The sequence below is a fragment of the Dactylosporangium sp. NPDC000244 genome, assembly GCF_040300725.1.
GTDB lineage: Bacteria > Actinomycetota > Actinomycetes > Mycobacteriales > Micromonosporaceae > Dactylosporangium.
Genome location: NZ_JBEPEH010000025.1, coordinates 128,103 through 147,164, shown reverse-complemented (window position 1 = coordinate 147,164; position 19,062 = coordinate 128,103). Strand labels below are relative to the sequence as shown.

Sequence of the window (19,062 nt, the reverse complement as noted above, 5' to 3'; positions counted from 1 at the left end):
AGCTAGGGCAGGGCGGCGGCGATGAGCACCGTCAGCAGGCCTGCCGCCCACAGCAGCAGCGTCTGGGCGGCCAGGCGCCGCTGGCGGTCGCGGGCCCGGGCGCGCAGGAGCACGACGGCGACGACGCAGGACACCACCAGCACGGCCGAGCCCGCGACCCACACGACCCGGGCGGCGCCGAGGTACAGGTGGGCGGCGCCGGACAGCAGCGCGATCCACGTCGTCGCGAACGTCAGCCAGGCCGGTGCGCGGCGGGCCTCGCGCCACGGGTCGCGGCCGTACTCATCGGACACTAGGGCGCGTCGAGCAGTTCGACGGTCACCGCGGCCGTGTCGCCGGCCTCCAGGCGCAGGGCGGTGCGCACGGCACGCTTGAGCGGCAGCACGTACGGGCCGTCGGCGGACGGAAAGATGGACGTCTTCCACGTCGTCGCGCCGATCCGCACCTGGACGCGCAGCGAGCCGAAGCCGCGCCGGGTGCCGGCGGTCAGCTCGCGGATGTCCTCCGAGGGCTCGTCCGGCAGGCTCACGAAGACCCAGGCGTCGCCGCGCTTGGCGTCCCATGCCCACAGCTCGGCCTCGAACTCGACGATCATGGGCTCAGCATCACACATCCGCGGCTCTGCAACCACGCCGTGAGGGCCGGGCCCGTCAGCACCTCGTCGCCGACCGCCGCCGCGCCCGACACGCAGCCCACCGCGCCGGTCAGGGCGGCGCCGTCGAGGCGGACGCCGGCCAGGCGCAGCGGGGCGGCCGGGGTGCCGAGCACGCAGTGCCGCAGCGAGGCGCCGCGCAGGTCCGCGCCGCGCAGGTCGGCACCGATCAGCGTGGCCGAGTTGAGCAGGGCGTCGCGCAGGTCGGCGCCGGTGAGGACGGCGTGCACGAGGTCGGCGGCGAACAGGTGGGCGGCCCGGAACGCGGCGCCGGGGGCGTGCAGGCGGTCGGCCTCGGCGCGGGCCAGCTCGGCGCCGGAGAGGTTCGCCGCGGTCAGGTCCGCCCCGGAGAGCCGGGCGGCGGCGAGGTTCGCGCGGACCAGCCGCACGCCGGCGAGGGTCGCGCCCGTGAGGTCCGCGGCGCCGAGGTCCAGGCCGGTCAGGTCGGCGCCGGTCAGGTCCGCGCCCACGCCGTCGAACGGGCCGCCACCGAACGGGCCGCCACCGAACGGGTCGCCGCCGGCCAGGGCCCGCTCCAGCCCGGCCCGGGCGCGCGGGTCGGCGGGCCAGGCGACCGGGGTTCGGCCGTACGTCGTCATCGGAACAGGACCCGGCCCGCCCACTCGGGGCGCTCGTCGGCACGGCGGCGGGCGTCGGCGTTCGCGTCCTTCGACAGGCCGCTGGTGTCGACGACGACGTTGAGACCCTTGGCGAGCGCGCCGTCGAGCTGGTGCTCGAAGACGTCGCCGTCGTAGGCGCCGGGCTGGCCGGCCGGCATCCGCTCCCCCGCGTTCGGCCCCGACCGGAAGATGTCGGCCGGCGCCTTCAGGTCCCAGCCCTGGCCCGCCGCGTCGACGAACTTCCCGAGGTCGCGCTCGAGGGCGGGGCCGCCGGCCGACTCGACGCCGCCCTCGACCGCCCGCACGGCCTCGCCCAGCGTCTCGCCCGCCCCACCGGCCGCGGCCGCGCCGGGCGCATCGAGGGCGCCACCAAGTCCACCGGGGGCATCGAGGGCGCCCGGGGCCTCCGGAGCGTCGGGAAGGGGCGTCGTGTCGCCGCGGAAGGGCACCGTGTCCCGGCTTCCGCCGAGGCCCGCGGCCTCCCCCAGCCCGGCGACGCCCTCCGCGGGCTCCGGCTCCGGCGTCGAGTCGCCCCGCTGGGGAACCGTGTCACCGCCCGGCACGACGGACTCCGGCTGCGGCGGCGTGAGGTCGCTGTGCCGGTCACTCACGGCCGTCCACCGCCTTGCGCACGTCCCGGGCCCAGTTCACCGACGAGCGCCGGTCGTTGTCGGTCCACACCGCGGGCGGGTACCGGCGCCGGAACGCGTGCACGAACAGGCACACGCGATAGTCGGCGCGCCACGCGTCGGGATCGGCCCCGTCCGGCGCTTCCGGCGGTCCCCCGCCGAGCTCGTCGATCCGCGTCGGCAGCGAGGAGAACCAGGCCGACGTCCCCATCGACGCGAGCAGCCGCCCCGCGTCGTCCTTGCCCGCGGCGCCGCCGAGCACCGCCTCGGCCCGCGGCCGGAAGACGCAGCGGTGCCGGCACCCGGCGCACTCCGCGAACGGCGCGAGCGCGTCCCGCACGCTCGGCTCGCTCGCCCGCCAGGCCTCGAACCGGGCCCTCAGCAGGGCATCGTCGGCCAGCGGCGCCTCCGGCAGCCCCCGGCGCCGGGCGTCCTCGGCGCGCACGTCCGGCACCGCCACCAGCACCGCCTGATCGAGCCCGTTGTGCGACACGACGGCCTCGAACGGGCGCAGGGCGGCCGCCGCCTCGATCTGGTCGTCGTGCATGCCCATGGTCGAGCCGAGCAGCTCGCGGTCCTCCTGGGCGGCGGTGCGGTGCATGATCTTCAGGTTCGTGATCTTGTACGCGTCCTCGGCGACCTTGCCCACCTGCTGGTCGATGAGCAGGTACGACTGCCGGTACTTGCGGTCCTCGGCGAGCCCCTGCGCGATGCGCTCCGCGGCGAGCGCCTGGGCGTTGCCCTCCTTCTGGTCGCCGGAGCCGTTCTGGGGCGTCGCGCGCGGGAAGACCCGGTGCGCCTCCTCCAGCAGCACCACGTGCGGGGTGTCCGAGGAGCGGCGGTGCTGCCGGTACCAGCCGCGCATCGCGGTGACGATCAGCAGCGTGATGAGCGACTGCTCCTTGGCGTTGTCGCCGACGCCGGCGAGCTCGAAGACGACCGGGCGGTGCATGAGGGTGGCGATGTCGAAGGAGCGGCGGCAGTTCAGCGTCGTGCCGCACGCGCCCTCGACGAGCGCCTCGGCGCGCAGCCGGGCCGCGGCGTCGATGTTCGCGTGGGTCTCGCCGGCGTACCCGAGCTGCTGCACGACCTCGCCGAGGACCCCGGCGAACTCGGGCAGCACCGGCCACCGCTCGCCGTCGGCGGGCCGGGCTCGGTGCGTGGCGTGGAACCCGCGGCGGCGGTAGGTCTCCACGAGCGCGCGGCGGTACAGGAACGGCAGCGGGTCCCAGAGCCCGAACGCGGCCTCGAAGCAGGCGAGCAGGTTGGACACGTGGGAGTTCACGGTCGCGCCGTCGGGCACCTGGAACGGGTTGAGCCGCAGCGGCGCCACCTCGTCGTCGCCGACGGTGAACACGAGCAGGTCGTCGAAGTCCTCGAGGGTGGCCAGCCAGCGGTAGTCGTCCAGGGCCGCGTTGACCGGCTCGATCACGGCGAACGGCACCCCGTGGCCACGCAGCTGGCGGCAGAGGTGCAGCGCGGTGTTGGTCTTGCCGGACCCGGGCGTGCCGACGATGAAGCCGTGCCGGGGCAGGTCCGCGACCGCGAGTCCGACGGCACCCCCGGCCGGGCCGCCCGCCGAGTCCCCTACCGAGCCTCCCGCCGGGCCCGCGCCGGGCTGGCGGCCGAGCAGCAGCGCCGGGCCGGTCGGGGCGGCGACGACCCGCACGGGGTCGCGCGGCGCGACGACCGCGATCCCGGGCATGTGGCCCTCGAGCGCGAGCGGCAGCCGGAAGAGGCTCGCGGCCTCGTCGCGGTCGGCGAGCAGCCGCAGCTGGCGCAGGCTGTCGCGGGCCGAGACGCGGCCGGGGGCGGACTCGGCGCGCAGGACGGCGTCGAGCTCCCCGCCGCCCCACTCCAGCGGTTGCAGGGTGGTGAAGGCGCGCACGAGCGCGTCGTGCTCGGCCGGGGCCGCCGGCCGGGCCACCGTGTGTCCACTGAGGACGGTCTGCGGGTCGTCGCGCTCGGGCTGGGCCTTCGGGGCCGGGCTCACGGTCGCGCCGACGTGCCCCACGAGGGTCGCCGGCAGCGGCTCCGGGCTCGCGACGGTCACCCCGAAGCGGAAGGCGCGGCCGTCGTACCGCCGCAGCGCGTCCAGGTAGTAGGGCTCGATGACGACCGCCCCGCCGTCGGCCGGCATGCGGATCTGGCCGCCGACGTCCGCGGGGATCTCGTTGGGCTGGGCGAGGCGCCGGTAGCGCGTGGTCTCGGTCTCCAGCATCCGGCGCAGCGCCGCGGGCACCGCCCCGGCGGTCAGCTCCACGGAGAGCGCGACCGGCGACGGGTGCAGCCGCACCGCCTCCAGCAGCCCCTCCCAGCCGTGCGGCTGGCGCCCGAACGGCTCGACGGCCACGTACGCGGGCACGCCGGCATCGACGCGCTCGGGCCGGGCGAGCCGGATGCGCTTGTGCACCTGGGCGATCCCGCCCGGCGCGGGCACGAACGGGGAGAGCACCTCGCGGACGCGCTCGGCCTCGAACAGCGGCTCGACGCGCACGTGCTCGGGCACGTTGGCCAGGGTGGCCGCGAGCGAGCGGGCGGCGCGCAGGGCCAGGTCCGCGTTCGGCTGCTCGACGCGGCCCAGCAGGTACACCTCGATGCGCCCGGGCTCGAGGTGCAGCAGGCGCAGGGCCACGGACTCGGTCTCCGGCAGCGCGAGGAACTGCCCGAGGTAGGCGGCCTGCTCGCCGACGGCACGAGCGAGCCGCTCGGAGACGTCCAGGCGGGCGTACTCCGAGCGGCGCGAGAGGTCGACGGCGGCGGTGACCCGCAGCGCCACCCAGCCCCAGACCCGGCCGGGCCCGGGGAGCAGATAGGGGGCGGGGACGAGCGCGCCGGTCACTGGGGCGGCTGGGTTCCGTACGGCGGGCCGGACGCCGGCGGGGCACTGGTCGGCGGGGCACTGACCGGCGGGGCGCTCGCCGGGTAGCCGGGCCGGACCTGCGGCCAGGCGCCGGTGACCGGCTGCGGCGGCGCGGCGGCGGGCACGATCATGACCGGGGCGATGGCCGGCGGCGCGATCTGCGAGCCGGGCGGCATCGGGGCCTCGGGCGTGGTCGCGACGAGCCGGTTGGTCTCCTCGGTCGCGCCGAGCCCGGCGATGGCCGACTGCACGCCGAGGCGCGTGATGCTGTGCGTGATCTCGCGCAGCGCCCGGATCCGCCCGCCGTTGATCGCGGAGCGGTAGCTGGCCCCGCCGGCCATGGCCCGGAACCCGTCGCGCAGCGCGTGGCCGATCAGGATGATCGTCGAGCGGGAGCGCCACATGGTCCAGCCGAAGTACAGGTCGGCGCCGTAGGTCTGCACGGCGACGAGGGACTGCAGCCGCGTGTCGCCGAAGGACATCAGGTACTGCCCGGCGATGCGCACCGGCGCCATCGGGAACGGCAGCGCGCGCTGGGCCGCGGACTGCAGCATGTAGCCGTAGACCGCCGGGGCGGCCGCGGCCCGGTTCTCCACGAGCAGCGCGTACTCCGCGATCGGCTCCTTGATCGGGAAGAACAGCGCCACGATCCAGGCGATGAACGCCAGCGCGATGACGACGGCCGGCACGACCACCGACGCGCCGGTCGCGGCGCCGAGCGTGTTCAGGTCGCCCTGCGAGCTGGTGCCGATGTTGGCGAACAGGCCGCACGCGCAGCAGACGATGACGAAGGTGGCGAGGGTCAGCACGAGCGCGACGTTCGCGGCCCGGACCGTGTGCGGCCGCAGCTGCTTCCAGGTCACGCTGTCGTCGGCGAACTCGTCCGGCTCGGTGTAGGTGACCCGCGCGTTGCGGTAGGCCGCCTGCACGTTGTGCATCGCCTGGTCCCACGGCTCGCCGCCCGCGCCGCCCCAGCCCTGTGTGCTCATCGGACTCCCCGTCGATTCGGCGTGACGCTGCGTGGTTCACGCGGTCCTGCGTCAATCTATGGAAGCCCTCGGCGCCGTCACAAGACCGTCATGCGGAATCTCGCGATCTTCGCGCCGTTCGTCGGGCCGCGCTCCCCGGTCGGCGGCGCGTTGCGACCCGTTCGCCGGAACGACTCCGGCAGCCGGTCGCGGGTTCATGCCGGCAGCAGGGCGTTCGCGCGGGTCAGCACCGTGTCGAGCACCCGGCCGGCGACGGCGAGGTCGGCCTCGGGCAGGTCGCCCCAGAGCCGGTGGGTGACGTCGAGGACGGCCGCGCGGACCTCACGGAACACCTCGTGGCCGCGCCCGGTCGCCGCGCCGCCGGCGTCGACCAGGCCGCGTTCGGCGAGCTCCGCCACCAGCCGCTCGGCCGCGGCCGCGTCGATGTGCAGGGCGCCGGGGATCGAGCCGCCGCCGATGGTCAGCGTCAGCGCGATCCACTGCCGCTCGGTCAGGCCGGGGCCGGCCAGGAGCCGCTCGAGGATCGCGTTGAGCGCCTTCTCGGTGCGGCCGATCAGCTGCGTGCCGAAGTCCATGGGAACCTCTCCGATAATCGTTAGTGCGACTAACGCAGACGCTAGACCGTTAGTCGCACTAACGCAAGTGGTAGAGTGCGATGGTGAGACGGCTGAGCTCCCTGCCGACCCGGCTGCTGTCGCTGGCCGCGATGCAGTCCGACCGGCGGGTCACCGAGGGCCTGGCGACGGCGGACGCGCGAAAGTGGCACCTCGCCGTGCTCGCCACGCTCGACGAGTCCGGCCCCGCCAGCCAGGCCCAGCTCAGCGAGCGCACCGGCATCTTCCGCAGCGACATCGTCGCGGTCGTCAACGAGCTGGCCGGGCGCGGGCAGGTCGAGCGGGCGCCGAACCCGGCCGACCGCCGCCAGAACGTCATCACGCTCACCGCCCGCGGCCGCCGGCAGCTGGCTACCCTGGACGGCCTGCTGGCCGAGGCCGAGGACGACGTCCTGGCCCCGCTGAACCCGGCCGAGCGGGCCGAGCTCGTCCGGCTACTGACCGCGATCGTCCGGCCACACGAATAGCATCTGCGCGCGGCGAGGGGCCGCGGCGTCCACGTCCGGGGTCGGCGGGTCGGCCAGGTCTGGGCGAAGCGCCCGCAAGCGCACCGGGCGGCGGCCACCATGTCGTCTGTGACGTTGCCTGCCGGTCGTGATCGCTATCTGGACGTGCTGCGCGCTGTCGCGATCGTCCGGGTCGTGGTGTTCCACATGTTCAGCGTGGTGTGGCTCAGCTGGGCGTTCCCGGCGATGGGGATCATGTTCGCCCTGGGCGGCTCCCTCATGGCGGCATCGCTGCAGCGCTCGGCGGTGCGGGCGGTGACCGGCCGCGTCCGGCGGCTGCTGCCCGCCCTGTGGGTGCTGGCGGCGTTCGTCGTGCCGGTGATGCTGTGGCACGGCTGGACGACGGCCGACCCGAACGGCCGCGACCTGCGCCTGCTGGTGTTCTGGCTCGTGCCCCTCGCCGACCCGCCCGGCAGCGCCTGGGCCGGCGACGCGACCGTGGTGCTGTGGTACCTGGTGACGTACCTGTGGCTGGTCCTGCTCTCGCCCCTGGCCTGGCGGCTGTTCCGCCGGCTGCCGGTCGTCGCGACGGTGCTGCCGCTCGCGGTGCTGGCCGCCACCCAGCTGGTGCCCGCGCACGCCGGCCTGGACCTGCTCGGCTGGCGGGCCGGGGCCGTGGTGGTCGACGTGGCCACGTTCGGGTCGTGCTGGATGGCCGGGTTCGCGCACCGCACCGGCGCGCTGCGCCGCCTGCACCCGGCGGCGCTGGCCGCGCTCGCCGGCGGCTGCATCGCCGCCGGAGCCGCCTGGGCGTTCACCCACCCGGCCGAGGACGGCACCGGCAACCTCAACGACATCCCGCTCGCGCAGGGGCTGTACTCCCTCGGCTTCGCGCTCCTGCTGCTGCGGGCCGCGCCGGAGATGCGATGGCTGCGGCGGGTCCCGCTGCTGGACCGGGCGGTCACCCTGCTCAACGCCCGGGCGGTGACGATCTACCTCTGGCACAACATCGCCATCGCGCTGTGCTTCTGGGTCGGTGACCGGCTGCACGTGTGGCAGCTCGGGCCCGCCACCGAGCTGGGGTACTTCGCCGTGGCCCTCGCGCTGCTCTGCGTGCCGGTGCTGGTGCTGGGGCCGGTGGAGGACCTCGCCGCGCGCCGCCGCCCGGCGCTGCTGCCGGTCCAGCGCACCGCCGCCGGTCACCGGGCACCCGCCCACGCCGCCGCGGCGCCGGGCCGGGCCCCGGTGGCGCAGTCGTCGGGCCCGCCCGCCGGCCCGCCGGGCGTCGGCGACAATCGGCCGGGAATGCGCTAAACCCCGCCGGCCGCCGCGCGCGTCTACTGGGCGGACATGCCCACGGAGGGGAGACGGCGCGGGTGCGGGTCGACGATGAGCGGGAGTACGTCGAGTACGTGCGGGCCCAGCTGCCCAGGCTGCACCGCGTCGCGGTGCTGGTGCTCGGGGACCGCGACCGCGCCGAGGACGCGGTGCAGAACGCGCTGACCACGCTCTACAAGCGCTGGTCCAAGCGGGGTGACGTGGCCAACCTCGACGCGTACGTGCACTCGATGGTCGTGCGCGCGTGCCTGTCCGATCAGCGGCGGCCCTGGGCGAGGGTGTTCCTGCGCGGGTCGCCGCCGGACCGGAAGGTCGACGCCGCGACGGGGGCGGTCGACGACCGGCTCGCGGTGCGCCAGGCGCTGCGCCGGCTGCCCGAGCGGCAGCGGCTCGTCGTGGCGCTGCGGTTCCTGTGCGACATGTCGGTCGCCGACGTCGCGCAGGTGCTCGGCCGCTCCGAGGGCACGATCAAGGCGCAGACGTCGGTGGCGCTGCGCACGCTGCGGGAACTGTTCGAGGCGTCGTCGCGCGCCGAGCTGCCGGCGAGGAGGTCAGCGTGAGCCCCGAGGAAGTGCTGCAGTCGTACGCCGGGCAGGACGTCGCCCCGACCCGGATGAGCGCCGACGACGTGCTCGACGCCGCGAAGACCAGCATCCGCCGGGGCCGGACCCGGGTGGCCGTCGTCGCCGGGGTCGCCGCGCTGCTCGTGCTGGCGGGCGTGGCGTTCGCGCTGCCGTCGCGCCGGCCGGATCGCGGTCTGCCGGCGGTACCACCGTCCGGAAACCCGTCCGTGAGCGGGACGGCCCGGGCCTGGCCGCCCGCGGTCACGAAGCCCGGGGCGCCCCTGTCGTGCACGGCGCAGGCGCTGCCGGAGCTGGCCGGCACCACGCCCGACGGCCGCGTGCTGCGCGCGATCGACCCGAGCGGGCAGTGGATCGTCGGCTCCTCGAAGATCGGCCCGCTGATCTGGCACGACGGCAAGGTCAGCAGCCCGCCGGCCGCCCGGAACTTCGTGCCGGCCGCCGTCGACGCGCAGGGCACCATCGGCGGCTACGAGAACCTCGCCGATCACCGCAAGGCCGCGGCGCTCTTGCGGGGCGGCAAGGTCGTCCGGCTGCAGCTGCCGAACGACGCCGTCTCCAGCGAGGTCACGGACCTGGACGCCCACGGCAACCTGCTCGGCACCGTCGAGCTCGACGGCCACCAGGGGACGATCCCGGTGCTGTGGCCGGGCGCGGGAGCCCCGGTCCCGCTGGTCACGCCGCCCGAGCTGAAGTGGGAGTTCCCCGACGTGCCCCGCCCGAGCGCGATGAACGGCGACGGCGTCATGGTCGGCCACGTGTACCTGCCGCCCGCCGCCGACGGGGGTCGCACCCCGGCGGCCTACCGGTGGACCTTCGACGGCGGGGGCATGCTGCTCGACGCGCCGACCGGGGAGCCGAGGCTGATCGCGGGCGACTGGGTCATCGGAACCGGCTACGCCGGGGCCGACCTGGCGCTGCGCGGGCACGCGCTGCCGGCCGAGTACGGGCAGGCCGGCCAGCCGAGCGTGCGCTGGAACATGCGCACGGGCACGGCCGACGCCATGGGCCCGTTCACGGCCGTGGCGCTCAGCGAGACCGGTCGGGCCGTCGGCGTCCGCGACACGAAGGACTACCAGCCGGCCGTGTGGAGCGACGGTACCGTCACGCCGCTCCCGCTGCCCGCCGCGGCCGCCGGGCTCATGTACTACGCCGACATCTCCGCGGACGGCCGGACGGTCGTGGCCACCACGCGCGACGGCGACCACGGCCCGTACGCGATCGTCAAGTGGACATGCTGACTCAGGCCGTGATGTCGACGTAGTCCGACCAGCCGCCGGCATAGTACCGGCGGTACCACCCTCACGGCGGTCTGGATGCGCCTCCCGGGACCGGCGACGGTGGTGGCATGACCAACGCGCACCAGCTTCTGATCATCGTCGGCAGCGTCCGGGAGGGCCGCTTCGGGCCTACGGTCGCCGAGTGGGTCGCGGCCCGGGCCCGCGCGCACGGCGCGTTCGACGTGGAGGTGGCCGATCTCGCCGGCGTCGAGCTGCCGCTCGGGCTGCCGGCCGTACCGCCGAAATACGCCGGCGAGCAGTACCCGCGCCCGGCCGGGATGGCGCCGCTGACGGCCGCGCTCGATCGGGCCGACGCGTTCGTGATCGTGACGCCGGAGTACAACCACAGCTACCCCGCCGCCCTGAAGGCCGCGATCGACTGGCACTTCACCCACTGGACCGCGAAGCCGGTCGCGTTCGTGAGCTACGGCGGCGCGGCGGGCGGCCGGCACGCGGTGCTGCACCTGGAGAACGTGCTCACCGAGCTGCACGCGGTGACGATCCGCGACGGGCTGGCCTTCCCGGCGTACTACCACAACTGGCGCGACGGCGAGCCCCTCGACGCCGAGGCGGCCGGCTACGCCAAGACGCTGCTGGACCAGCTCGCCTGGTGGGCGGGCGCCCTGCGCACGGCCCGGGCCGCGGCGCCCTACCCGGCCTGATTCCCCCGTCGATAATCCCCCGTCGATCCAATCCCCCGTCGATCCTCCGTATCCTGCGAGGGTGACCGTCGCCGAGAGCCCGTCACCGATCGCGTGGTACGGCGGGAGCTTCGTGTACTACGACGAGCCCGAGCCGGGGCCGACCGAGGCGGAGCTCGACGCCGTCGCCGAGCTCGCCCGCGAGCGGCGCCGGGCCGGGTTCACGCCGGAGAGCTTCGGCCCCGAGCCCGGGCCGCGGTCTCGCACCGGCGTCGTGCTGGGCCGGTTCCTGCCGGTGCACGAGGGCCATCGGTACCTCGTCGAGTTCGCCCGCGCCCACGCCGAGCGCGTGCACATCTTCGCGCGGGTCGCGCCCGACGACCCGATCCCGTGGGAGGTGCGCCGGGAGTGGATGCTCGAGCTGTTCCCGGGCCTGCCCGTCACCGCGGTCGACGGCGAGCAGGACGAGTGGGTGCCCCGGATTCTGGCCGAGGTCCAGCCGGACTACCTGTTCAGCGCCGAGCCCTGGGGCCCCGGGTTCGCGGCGCGGCTCGGGGCCCGGTTCGTCGGCGTCGACCGCCTGGCCGTCCCGGTCTCCGGCACGGCGGTGCGCAACGGGCCGTGGGACTACGAGCGCTACCTGCCTCCGCCGGTCAAGGCCTGGTACACCCGCCGCGTCTGCCTCATCGGCGCCGAGTCCACCGGCAAGACGACCCTGGCCCGGGACCTCGCGCGGCAGTTCGACACCGTGTGGCTGCCCGAGCGCCTGCGCGCCCTGGGCCCCGACTTCGGCCCCGCCGACCTCGCCCTCGCCGCGCACGGCCAGCGCGCCGCCGAGGAGGCGCTCGCCCGCCGGTCCCGGGTCGCGCTGTTCTGCGACACGGACCTGCTCTCCGCGCGGCTGTGGAGCGAGCGGCTGTTCGGCGCCGCGCCGCCCTGGCTGGTCGAGGCGGCAGAGCGCCAGACGCAGCATCTGTACCTCCTGTGCGCTCCGGACGTGCCGTACGTGGGCGCCGAACGGCACAACGCCCCCGCCGAGCGCCGCGACTTCCACGCCGCCGCCGAGCGCGAGCTGATCCGCCTGGGCCGCCCGTACGTGCTGCTCGAAGGCGACTTCTCCGCGCGCTACGCGAAGGCCGTGGAGGCGGTGCGCGACCTGCTGGCCCCGCGCCGGGCATGACCTGGGACCCGCGGCTGCGCCGGTTCGTGCTGACCGGCTACGCCGAGGTGGCCGCGGTGCTGCGGGACCCGGTCACGTTCTCGTCGGCCGTGGCCCCGCCGGTCCCCGCCGCCGACCGGGACCTGCTCGCCGGCTTCGCCGCCTGGTCCGCGCGCTGGCTGTTCTTCCTGGACCCGCCGGATCACACGGCACGGCGAGGCCCGGTCGCCCGCGCCCTGGCCCCGAGCGCGATCGCGCCCCTGGCCGAGCCCATCGCCGCGCTGGCCCGGCGGCTGCTGGCGGACCTGCCCGGCCCCTCGTTCGACGCGCTCGCGGACTTCGCGCACCCGCTCGCGGCCCGGGTCGTCGCCGGCCTGCTGTGCGCGCCGGGCGAGGCGACGGACGCGTTCCTGGCCCGCGCCCGGGTCCTGGAGCACGCGGACGCGTACGCCCGCGACCCCGGCGCCCGCCGGGCCGGCCTGCGGGCGATCGCCGGGCTGACCCCGGAGTCGTTCTCGCCCGCGGCGCCGATCCCGTCCGCGCTGCGGGCCGCCTGGGGCGAGTCCGACCCGCACGTGCCCGCGCACAGCGCGATGCTGCTGTTCGCCGGCGTCGAGACGACCCAGAACCTGATCGTGAACACCCTGCACGCGATGCTCAGCACCGGCTCGTGGCCGGCCCCGGCGGCGGCCGCGGTCGAGGAGGGCGCGCGGTTCGCCCCGCCGGTCCTGGGCGTCCTGCGCCGCACGACCCGCGCGGTCGAGCTGGCCGGCGGCGCGCTGCCGGCGGGCGCCGACCTGGTGGCCATGACGGCCGCGGCGAACCGCGACCCCGCGCGCTTCCCGGACCCGGACCGCTTCGACCCGGCCCGCAGCCCGAACCCGCACCTGTCCTTCGGCCTGGGCCGGCACTACTGCCCCGGCGCCGAGCTGAGCCGCCAGACCGCCCGCGCGGCGCTGACGGCCCTGCTCGACGCCTTCCCGAGGCTGGAGCTCGCCGAGCCCGACCCGCCGTGGCGGGACCACGACCCGATCATCCACGCCCCGAAGCGGCTGCTGGTCGCTCAGCCGGCCGTGGAGCGGAACACCGGGTAGTACCCGCCCGACTGGCCGGCGGCCGTCGGGTGGTACGAGACGGTGAGGTTGACGTAGTTGAGCGCGTGCAGCCACTTGTCGCCGTAGCTGCACAGCTGGTGCCCGACGAACGCGGAGCGCACGTCGGCGAACTTGAAGCCGGCCGCGGTGGCCGCCGTCTTCGTGGTGTCGTCGAGCAGGTTGATGCCCTCGTTGATCTTCGCCCGGGAGGTCGCGCTGAGCCCGACGCAGATCGTGCCGAGCTGGTAGAACACCGGGTATCCGACGACCACGACCCGCGCCGAGGGGGCCTTGGCCTTGATCGCGTTGTAGACGTTGCCCAGCTTGCCGGGCAGCTCGTTGCGAACCTTGGTCTCCGCGGCCGACACGGCGGCGACGCAGTCCGCCTCGCCCTGCAGCACGCAGGTGGTCATGATGCTGGTGAAGCCGACGTCGTTGCCGCCGACGGTGACGCTCACGAGGGTGGTGCCGGCCGCCAGCGCCGGCACCTGGCTGTTGATGACGTCGGCGGTGGTCGCGCCCGAGCAGGCGACCGACTTGTAGGCGGCGGGCTTGACGTTGGCGTTGTAGAGGGCGGGGTAGGCGTTGGTGCTGCGCTGGCAGGAGCCGCTCTCGGCGGTGTAGCTGTCGGCCCCGACGCCGGAGGCGTAGGAGTCGCCCAGGGCGACGTACCGGTCGGTCGCGGCCGCGTTGGCGGGGGCGGCGATGGCGAGCACGACGCCGAACCCGGCGGCCGCGCTGATGACGATGGAAACGAGACGGGATCTCCGCACTTCGTACTCCCAGGGGATGAGGAGCGTAGTCCGGAGATTGATATCAAGCTATGGATGCCCGCGTGAAGATCGTCTTTCGCCAATCGGTCAAACGCACATATGCCGCAACGCCCCGGCCGTGCCCGTTCACCGCCCGCGGCGTTCGAGCTCCGCCAGGCCGATCAGGTCCTCCGGCTCGGTGTCGGGCACGTCGGTGTCGAAGCGGGCCAGCGGGCGGTACCACATCGCGGCCAGGGCGATCGCCGCGATGGCGGCGCCGAAGAGCAGGTACGTCGGGGCCAGGCCGATCGCGGCGGACACCCCGGGCCCGATCAGCATGAAGCCGATCGGCAGCGTGCCGAAGGCGAAGACCGTGTTCACCGCGAACACCCGGCCGTGGGCGCGGGGCGGCACCTTCACCTGCACGATCGTGGCGTAGACGGCGTTCATCACCGTCAGGGCCGCGAACATGCCGAAGACCCCCGCGGCGATGACCGGGATCGAGCGGGACACTCCCGCCAGCGCGGCGAACGCGGCGAAGGTCAGCGCGGACAGCAGGACGCCCCGCATGCGGCGCCGGGCCGGGCCGCCCCAGAAGGCCATGAGCAGGCCGCCGGCCACGACGCCGGCGCCGCCCGCCACCGCCACCTGGGTCACCGCGCGCAGCCCGCCGACGCTCAGCACCAAGGGCTGGACCAGGACCAGGACCGGGCCCAGGAACAGGTTCGAGACCGCGAAGAACAGCAGCATGGCGCGGAAGCCCGGCGTGCCCATGGCGTAGCGGAACCCGCTGCGGATCTCCTGGCCCATGGGCTCGCGGCGGCGGTAGCCCATCAGGGCCGGGAACCGCACGAAGGCCAGCACCAGGACGGCGACCGCGTAGGAGGCGACGTCGAGCGCGAGGATGCCGTCCAGGCCGATGGCGGCCATGACTCCGACGGCGGCCACGGGAACGAGGAACTGGGCGATGCCCGCGCCGACCTGGACCATGCCGTTGGCGTGGCCCAGGTACCGCTTCGGCACCAGCTGCGGCACCGCCGAGTTGTACGCGAGGCGCTGGAAGGTCAGGGCGATCGACAGGGCGGCCAGCAGGGCGTAGATGTGCCCGATCCGCAGGCGGTCGGTGAGCAGCAGCGCCAGGAACACGCCCTGGGTCGCCAGGGCGGCGCCGTCACTGGCGAGCGTCACCGCCCGGCGGCTGTAGCGGTCCACCAGGGCGCCCGCGACCGGGAGCACCAGCATGCCGGGGACCAGCGCGATCGTCGAGAACAGGGCGAGCTTGAGCAGCGAGTGGGTGTGCAGGTAGATCCAGACCGGGACGGCGAACTCCGTCATGGCCGTGCCGGTCATCGACACCAGCTGGCTCGCGGCCACGCCGAGGAAGCGGCGCATGCTCGGCTCCGGGCCGGCGCCGCGCTCGCCGGTGGAGACGCGGGCCAGGCGCCAGGTGTCCGCGGCGTGCTCGGTGCCGGCCTCGAACGGCAGGCGCGCGGTCAGCACGGCGGCCAGCTCGGCCGCGCGCCACTTCAGGAAGTAGTGGCCCGCCTCGTCCAGGACGTACAGGGCGGTCCGGTCGGACAGGAAGTGCCACTCGCGGAAGCGCTCCTGGTGGTACATGGTCTCGTCGTCGCGCTCGCCGACGATCGACACGACGGGGGCCCGCAGGCGCGTGGCGCGGGTCCGGTAGAGCTCGGTGAAGAACTCCTCGGCCGCCTCGGTGTCGCGGCGCATCCCGCGGACCATGGAGCGGATCTGGTCCTCGCCGAAGTCGCTGAGGTCGAGGCCGATGGAGGTGAGCCAGTTGGCGTAGGCGCGGTCGCTGCGCAGGCGCTCGAACCGGTTGAGCAGCTTGACGAACCGGCCGCGGGGCCGGGCGAACGGGAAGATGGCGCCGGTGAACAGCGTCTCCACCGGGCGGCCCGCGGCCTCCAGGGCGCAGGCGACCGCGACGGCCAGGGCGCCGCCGAGGCCGCAGTGGCCGTAGACGGCGACCGGGCCCTCGACGCGCTCGAGGATCTCGGCGGTGGTGGCGGCGACCAGGGTGTCGAACGCCTCCCGCTGCTCCTCCAGGCCGATGTCGTTGCCGGGGACGGCCAGCGCGAGCAGGGCGTGGCGGGGCGGGAGGGCGTCGGCGAGCGGCTGGTAGACGATGGCGCTGCCGCCGCCGTACGGCATGCAGACGAGGGTGAGCTCCGTGCGGCCCTCGGGGATCGGCCTCGTGAGCTCGTGCAGGAGCCGGCGGGGTCCGCGCCGCTCGGCCGGGGTGTCGACGAGAGCGGCGAGCCCGCGCACGGTGGGGTGCTTGAACAGGTCCATGACGCTCACCGAGCCCGGGGCCGAAGCCGGCAGGACCTTGCGGAGCTTGGCCACGACCTGGGTGGCGAGCAGCGAGTGCCCGCCGAGGTCGAAGAAGTCGTCGTCGGCGCCGACGCGGGGCAGGCCGAGCACGGCGGCCCACACTGCGGCGACGGCGACCTCGGTCGGGGTCGAGGGCTCGGCGAACGCCCGCTCTGCCACCGCGGGCGCGGGCAGGGCGCGGCGGTCGAGCTTGCCGTTGGCGGTCACCGGCAGCTCGGGCAGGGTGACGTACGCCGCCGGCACCATCGGGTCCGGAAGCACCCGCTTGAGCTCGGCGCGCAGGTCGCCGAAGTCCGCCCCGACGACGTAGGCGACCAGGCGCTGATCCCCCGGCCGGTCCTCGCGCACGACCACGGCCGCGTCCCGCACGCCGGGCCGGGCGCGCAGGACCGCCGCGATCTCCCCCGGCTCGATCCGCATCCCGCGCAGCTTCACCTGGTCATCGAGGCGGCCGAGGTACTCCAGCGTGCCGTCCGGGTTGCGCAGCACGAGGTCGCCGGTGGCGTACATCCCGTCGCGGAAGCGCTCGGCGGTCAGGTCGGGCCGGTTGAGGTACCCGGCGGCCACCCCGACGCCCCCGATGTGCAGCTCGCCGGGGACCCCGACGGGCACCGGCGCGCCCGCGGGGTCCAGGACGTACAGCCGGATGTTCTGGATCGGCCGCCCGATCGGCACGCGCGCCCGTCCGGCGAGGCCCGCCGCCGAGCACTGCCACCAGCTGACGTCGATGGCGGCCTCGGTCGGGCCGTAGAGGTTGTGGACCGGGCAGCCGAGGCGCTCGAGCGCGGCCCGGGCCAGGTCGACCGGCAGCGCCTCGCCGCTGGCGATGACCCGCCGCAGGCTCGTGCACGCCTCGATCCCGTCCTCGGCGAGGAACATCGCGAGCATCGACGGGACGAAGTGGACGGTCGTGATGCCCTCGGCGGCGATGAGGTCGCGCAGGTAGGCGGCGTCGCGGTGACCCCCGGGGCGCGCCAGCACCAGCCGGGCGCCGGTGATGAGCGGCCAGAACAGCTCCCACACGGACACGTCGAAGCCGATCGGGGTCTTCTGCAGCACGGCGTCGCCGGGGCCGAGGCCGAAGGCGCGCTGCATCCAGTCGAGGCGGTTGTGGATCGCGCGGTGGGTGGTGGGCACGCCCTTGGGCCGGCCGGTGGAGCCGGACGTGTAGATGACGTAGGCGACGTCGTCCCGCGGCAGCGGCGCTCCCTCCCGGACCTCGACCGAGCCCTCGGACACGACGGCCACCGGGGCGGCGTCGGACACCATGAACGCCGTGCGCTCCGGCGGGTTGTCCGCGTCGAGCGGCACATAGGCGGCGCCGGACTTCAGCACACCGAGGAGGGCGACGACCAGCTCCGGCCCGCGCTCCAGGTGCACGCCCACGGTGCGGCCGGGGCCGGCGCCGGCCGAGCGCAGGCGGTCCGCGAGCGCGTCGGCCCTCGCGTCGAGCTCGCGGTAGGACATGCTCTGCCGCTCGAAGACGACCGCGGGCGCCTCGGGGGTCCGGCGCGCCTGCCGCGCGATGAGCTCGTGCAGGGTGCGGGCGGGGCCGATGTCCACGGTGGAGTCGTTGACGGTGTCCATGACGAACGCGCGCTCGTCCGGGCCGAGCATGAGGATGCGGCTGACGCGCTGGTCCGGGTCGGCGGTCACGGCGCGCAGGATGCGCTCCAGGTGCCCGGCCATGCGCTCGACGGTCGCGGGCGCGAAGAGGTCGGTGTTGTAGGTGAAGAAGCCGGGCAGCTCGCCGGCGTCGGGGTCGAACAGGTACAGCTCCAGGTCGAACCGGGTCTGCCGGGCGTCGATCGGGAACGGCTCGACGCGCGGCCCGGCCTCGGGCAGGCCGCCGCGGCCGTAGTTGAGCATCGTGAACGTCGCCTGGAACACCGGCGAACGGGACACGTCGCGCGGCCCGCGCAGGTGGGTGACGATCCGGTCGAAGGGCGTCTCCTGGTGGTCGAACGCGTCCAGCACGCCGTCGCGGACCCGCACGAGAAGCTCGGCGAACGTCGGGTCGCCGGACAGGTCGGCGCGCAGCGCGAGGACGTTGGCGAAGAGGCCGACGACGCCCTCCAGCTCGGGCCGGGTGCGCCCCGCGACGGTGGAGCCGACGGCGAAGTCGTCCTGGCGGGAGTAGCGCGACAGCAGCGTCTGGTACGCGGCCAGCAGCGTCATGTACGGGGTGGCGCCGAAGCGGCGGGCGAGGCCGGCGACGGCGCGGGCCAGGTCGGCGCCGAACGCCAGCGCGTGCCCGGCGCCGTGGAAGCGCTGCTCGGGCGGGCGCGGCCGGTCGGTGGGCAGGTCCAGCGGCGGCACCCCGGCGAGGCGGCCGTGCCAGTAGGCGAGGTCGCGTTCGAGGCGCTCGCCGGTGTAGCGGTCCCGCTGCCAGGCGGCGAAGTCGCCGTAGCGCACCGGCAGCGGGTCGAGCACCCGGCCGGCGTAGGCGCGCAGCAGGTCCTTGAGGAACACGTCGATGGACCAGCCGTCGGAGCCGATGTGGTGCATGACCACGCCCAGCACGTGCTCGTCGCCGGCGAGCCGGACCAGGGCGGCGCGCACGAGCGGGCCGGTGCCCAGGTCGAACGGGCGCGCGCCGAACTCGGCGACGATCTCGCGCGCGGCGGCCTCGCCGGGCGCGACGAACGTCTCCAGCGGGACGCTCACCCGCTCCTCGACGTGCGCCTCCGGGCGGCCGTCGGCGTCGGTGCCGAAGCGGGTGCGCAGGGTCTCGTGCCGGGCCGCGACCGCGTCGAGGGCGGCCCGGAGCCGGTCGGCGTCGAGCGGGCCGGTCAGGCGGGACGCGATCGGGACGGTGTACGCGGAGGTGCCGGGGGCCAGCTGGTCCATGAACCACAGCCGCTCCTGCGCGAAGGACAGCGGCGGGCGGGCGTCGTCGGCGCGGCGCGGGACGGTGTCGGCGCGGCGGGTGGCGAGCCGGCGGCGCAGCAGCTCGGCCCGGGCGGCGGCACGGTCGGTGGGGGTGGCGAGGTCGGTGGGGGTGGCGAGGTCGGTGGGGGTGGCGAGCTGTCCCTGGTGGCCCACG

Annotated in this window: 16 protein-coding genes; 7 read left to right on the top strand and 9 right to left on the bottom strand. The window is 75.3% G+C overall.

Annotated elements, in window-relative coordinates; translation table 11 throughout:
- Positions 1-2: 2 nt before the first annotated feature.
- From ABT369_RS33160 to ABT369_RS33130, 7 genes are all read right to left on the bottom strand, one after another.
- Positions 3-293 (bottom strand): hypothetical protein, encoded by a 291-nt coding sequence (locus tag ABT369_RS33160; protein ID WP_350617869.1) that lies wholly within the window; start codon positions 291-293, stop codon positions 3-5.
- Positions 293-595, bottom strand: a complete 303-nt coding sequence (locus tag ABT369_RS33155) for a DUF1905 domain-containing protein (protein WP_350617868.1) — start codon at positions 593-595, stop codon at positions 293-295. Before ABT369_RS33155 ends, ABT369_RS33160 begins: the two co-directional genes overlap by 1 nt.
- Positions 592-1,251 (bottom strand): pentapeptide repeat-containing protein, encoded by a 660-nt coding sequence (locus ABT369_RS33150; protein WP_350617867.1) that lies wholly within the window; start codon positions 1,249-1,251, stop codon positions 592-594. Before ABT369_RS33150 ends, ABT369_RS33155 begins: the two co-directional genes overlap by 4 nt.
- Positions 1,248-1,883 carry a hypothetical protein gene (locus ABT369_RS33145; RefSeq protein WP_350617866.1) on the bottom strand — a complete coding sequence of 212 codons (636 nt, stop codon included), beginning with the start codon at positions 1,881-1,883 and terminating at the stop codon, positions 1,248-1,250. The genes ABT369_RS33150 and ABT369_RS33145 overlap by 4 nt, the downstream gene beginning before the upstream one ends.
- Positions 1,876-4,743 carry a hypothetical protein gene (locus ABT369_RS33140; RefSeq protein WP_350617865.1) on the bottom strand — a complete coding sequence of 956 codons (2,868 nt, stop codon included), beginning with the start codon at positions 4,741-4,743 and terminating at the stop codon, positions 1,876-1,878. Before ABT369_RS33140 ends, ABT369_RS33145 begins: the two co-directional genes overlap by 8 nt.
- The gene (locus tag ABT369_RS33135; protein ID WP_350617864.1) at positions 4,740-5,753 is read right to left on the bottom strand and encodes a hypothetical protein; all 1,014 of its coding nucleotides are present in this window, start codon (positions 5,751-5,753) and stop codon (positions 4,740-4,742) included. Before ABT369_RS33135 ends, ABT369_RS33140 begins: the two co-directional genes overlap by 4 nt.
- A gap of 194 nt (positions 5,754-5,947) precedes the next feature.
- On the bottom strand, positions 5,948-6,328 hold the full coding sequence (locus ABT369_RS33130; protein WP_350617863.1) for a MarR family winged helix-turn-helix transcriptional regulator: 381 nt from the start codon (positions 6,326-6,328) through the stop codon (positions 5,948-5,950).
- An 83-nt stretch (positions 6,329-6,411) separates the two neighbouring features.
- Between ABT369_RS33130 and ABT369_RS33125 the strand changes: the two genes are divergently transcribed.
- The 7 genes from ABT369_RS33125 (at position 6,412) to ABT369_RS33095 (ending at position 12,906) form a co-directional block, all read left to right on the top strand.
- Positions 6,412-6,834, top strand: coding sequence for a MarR family winged helix-turn-helix transcriptional regulator (locus ABT369_RS33125; RefSeq protein WP_350617862.1), 423 nt, complete (start codon positions 6,412-6,414; stop codon positions 6,832-6,834).
- A gap of 108 nt (positions 6,835-6,942) precedes the next feature.
- Positions 6,943-8,127: an acyltransferase family protein gene (locus ABT369_RS33120; RefSeq protein WP_350617861.1), complete on the top strand. Its 1,185-nt coding sequence runs from the start codon at positions 6,943-6,945 to the stop codon at positions 8,125-8,127.
- Positions 8,128-8,189: 62 nt separating this feature from the next.
- Positions 8,190-8,711, top strand: a complete 522-nt coding sequence (locus ABT369_RS33115; protein WP_350617860.1) for a SigE family RNA polymerase sigma factor — start codon at positions 8,190-8,192, stop codon at positions 8,709-8,711.
- Positions 8,708-9,973, top strand: a complete 1,266-nt coding sequence (locus ABT369_RS33110) for a hypothetical protein (protein WP_350617859.1) — start codon at positions 8,708-8,710, stop codon at positions 9,971-9,973. The genes ABT369_RS33115 and ABT369_RS33110 overlap by 4 nt, the downstream gene beginning before the upstream one ends.
- 107 nt (positions 9,974-10,080) lie before the next feature.
- Positions 10,081-10,674: an NADPH-dependent FMN reductase gene (locus ABT369_RS33105; protein WP_350617858.1), complete on the top strand. Its 594-nt coding sequence runs from the start codon at positions 10,081-10,083 to the stop codon at positions 10,672-10,674.
- Positions 10,675-10,735: 61 nt separating this feature from the next.
- The gene (locus tag ABT369_RS33100) at positions 10,736-11,833 is read left to right on the top strand and encodes an AAA family ATPase (protein ID WP_350617857.1); all 1,098 of its coding nucleotides are present in this window, start codon (positions 10,736-10,738) and stop codon (positions 11,831-11,833) included.
- Complete coding sequence (locus ABT369_RS33095; protein ID WP_350617856.1) at positions 11,830-12,906, top strand: cytochrome P450; 1,077 nt, start codon at positions 11,830-11,832, stop codon at positions 12,904-12,906. The genes ABT369_RS33100 and ABT369_RS33095 overlap by 4 nt, the downstream gene beginning before the upstream one ends.
- On the opposite strand, the gene ABT369_RS33090 is transcribed toward ABT369_RS33095, so the two are convergent.
- Positions 12,876-13,679 carry an SGNH/GDSL hydrolase family protein gene (locus ABT369_RS33090; protein ID WP_350617855.1) on the bottom strand — a complete coding sequence of 268 codons (804 nt, stop codon included), beginning with the start codon at positions 13,677-13,679 and terminating at the stop codon, positions 12,876-12,878. The genes ABT369_RS33095 and ABT369_RS33090 overlap by 31 nt on opposite strands.
- A gap of 126 nt (positions 13,680-13,805) precedes the next feature.
- The gene (locus ABT369_RS33085) at positions 13,806-19,061 is read right to left on the bottom strand and encodes a non-ribosomal peptide synthetase/MFS transporter (protein ID WP_350617854.1); all 5,256 of its coding nucleotides are present in this window, start codon (positions 19,059-19,061) and stop codon (positions 13,806-13,808) included.
- Position 19,062: the final 1 nt, after the last annotated feature.

Bases quoted from the DNA above. Each gene is read 5' to 3' on its own strand.
- ABT369_RS33155 (WP_350617868.1), bottom strand. From the start codon at position 595: ATGATCGTCGAGTTCGAGGCCGAGCTGTGGGCATGGGACGCCAAGCGC.
- ABT369_RS33150 (WP_350617867.1), bottom strand. From the start codon at position 1,251: ATGACGACGTACGGCCGAACCCCGGTCGCCTGGCCCGCCGACCCGCGC.
- ABT369_RS33135 (WP_350617864.1), bottom strand. From the start codon at position 5,753: ATGAGCACACAGGGCTGGGGCGGCGCGGGCGGCGAGCCGTGGGACCAG.
- ABT369_RS33130 (WP_350617863.1), bottom strand. From the start codon at position 6,328: ATGGACTTCGGCACGCAGCTGATCGGCCGCACCGAGAAGGCGCTCAAC.
- ABT369_RS33105 (WP_350617858.1), top strand. From the start codon at position 10,081: ATGACCAACGCGCACCAGCTTCTGATCATCGTCGGCAGCGTCCGGGAG.
- ABT369_RS33095 (WP_350617856.1), top strand. From the start codon at position 11,830: ATGACCTGGGACCCGCGGCTGCGCCGGTTCGTGCTGACCGGCTACGCC.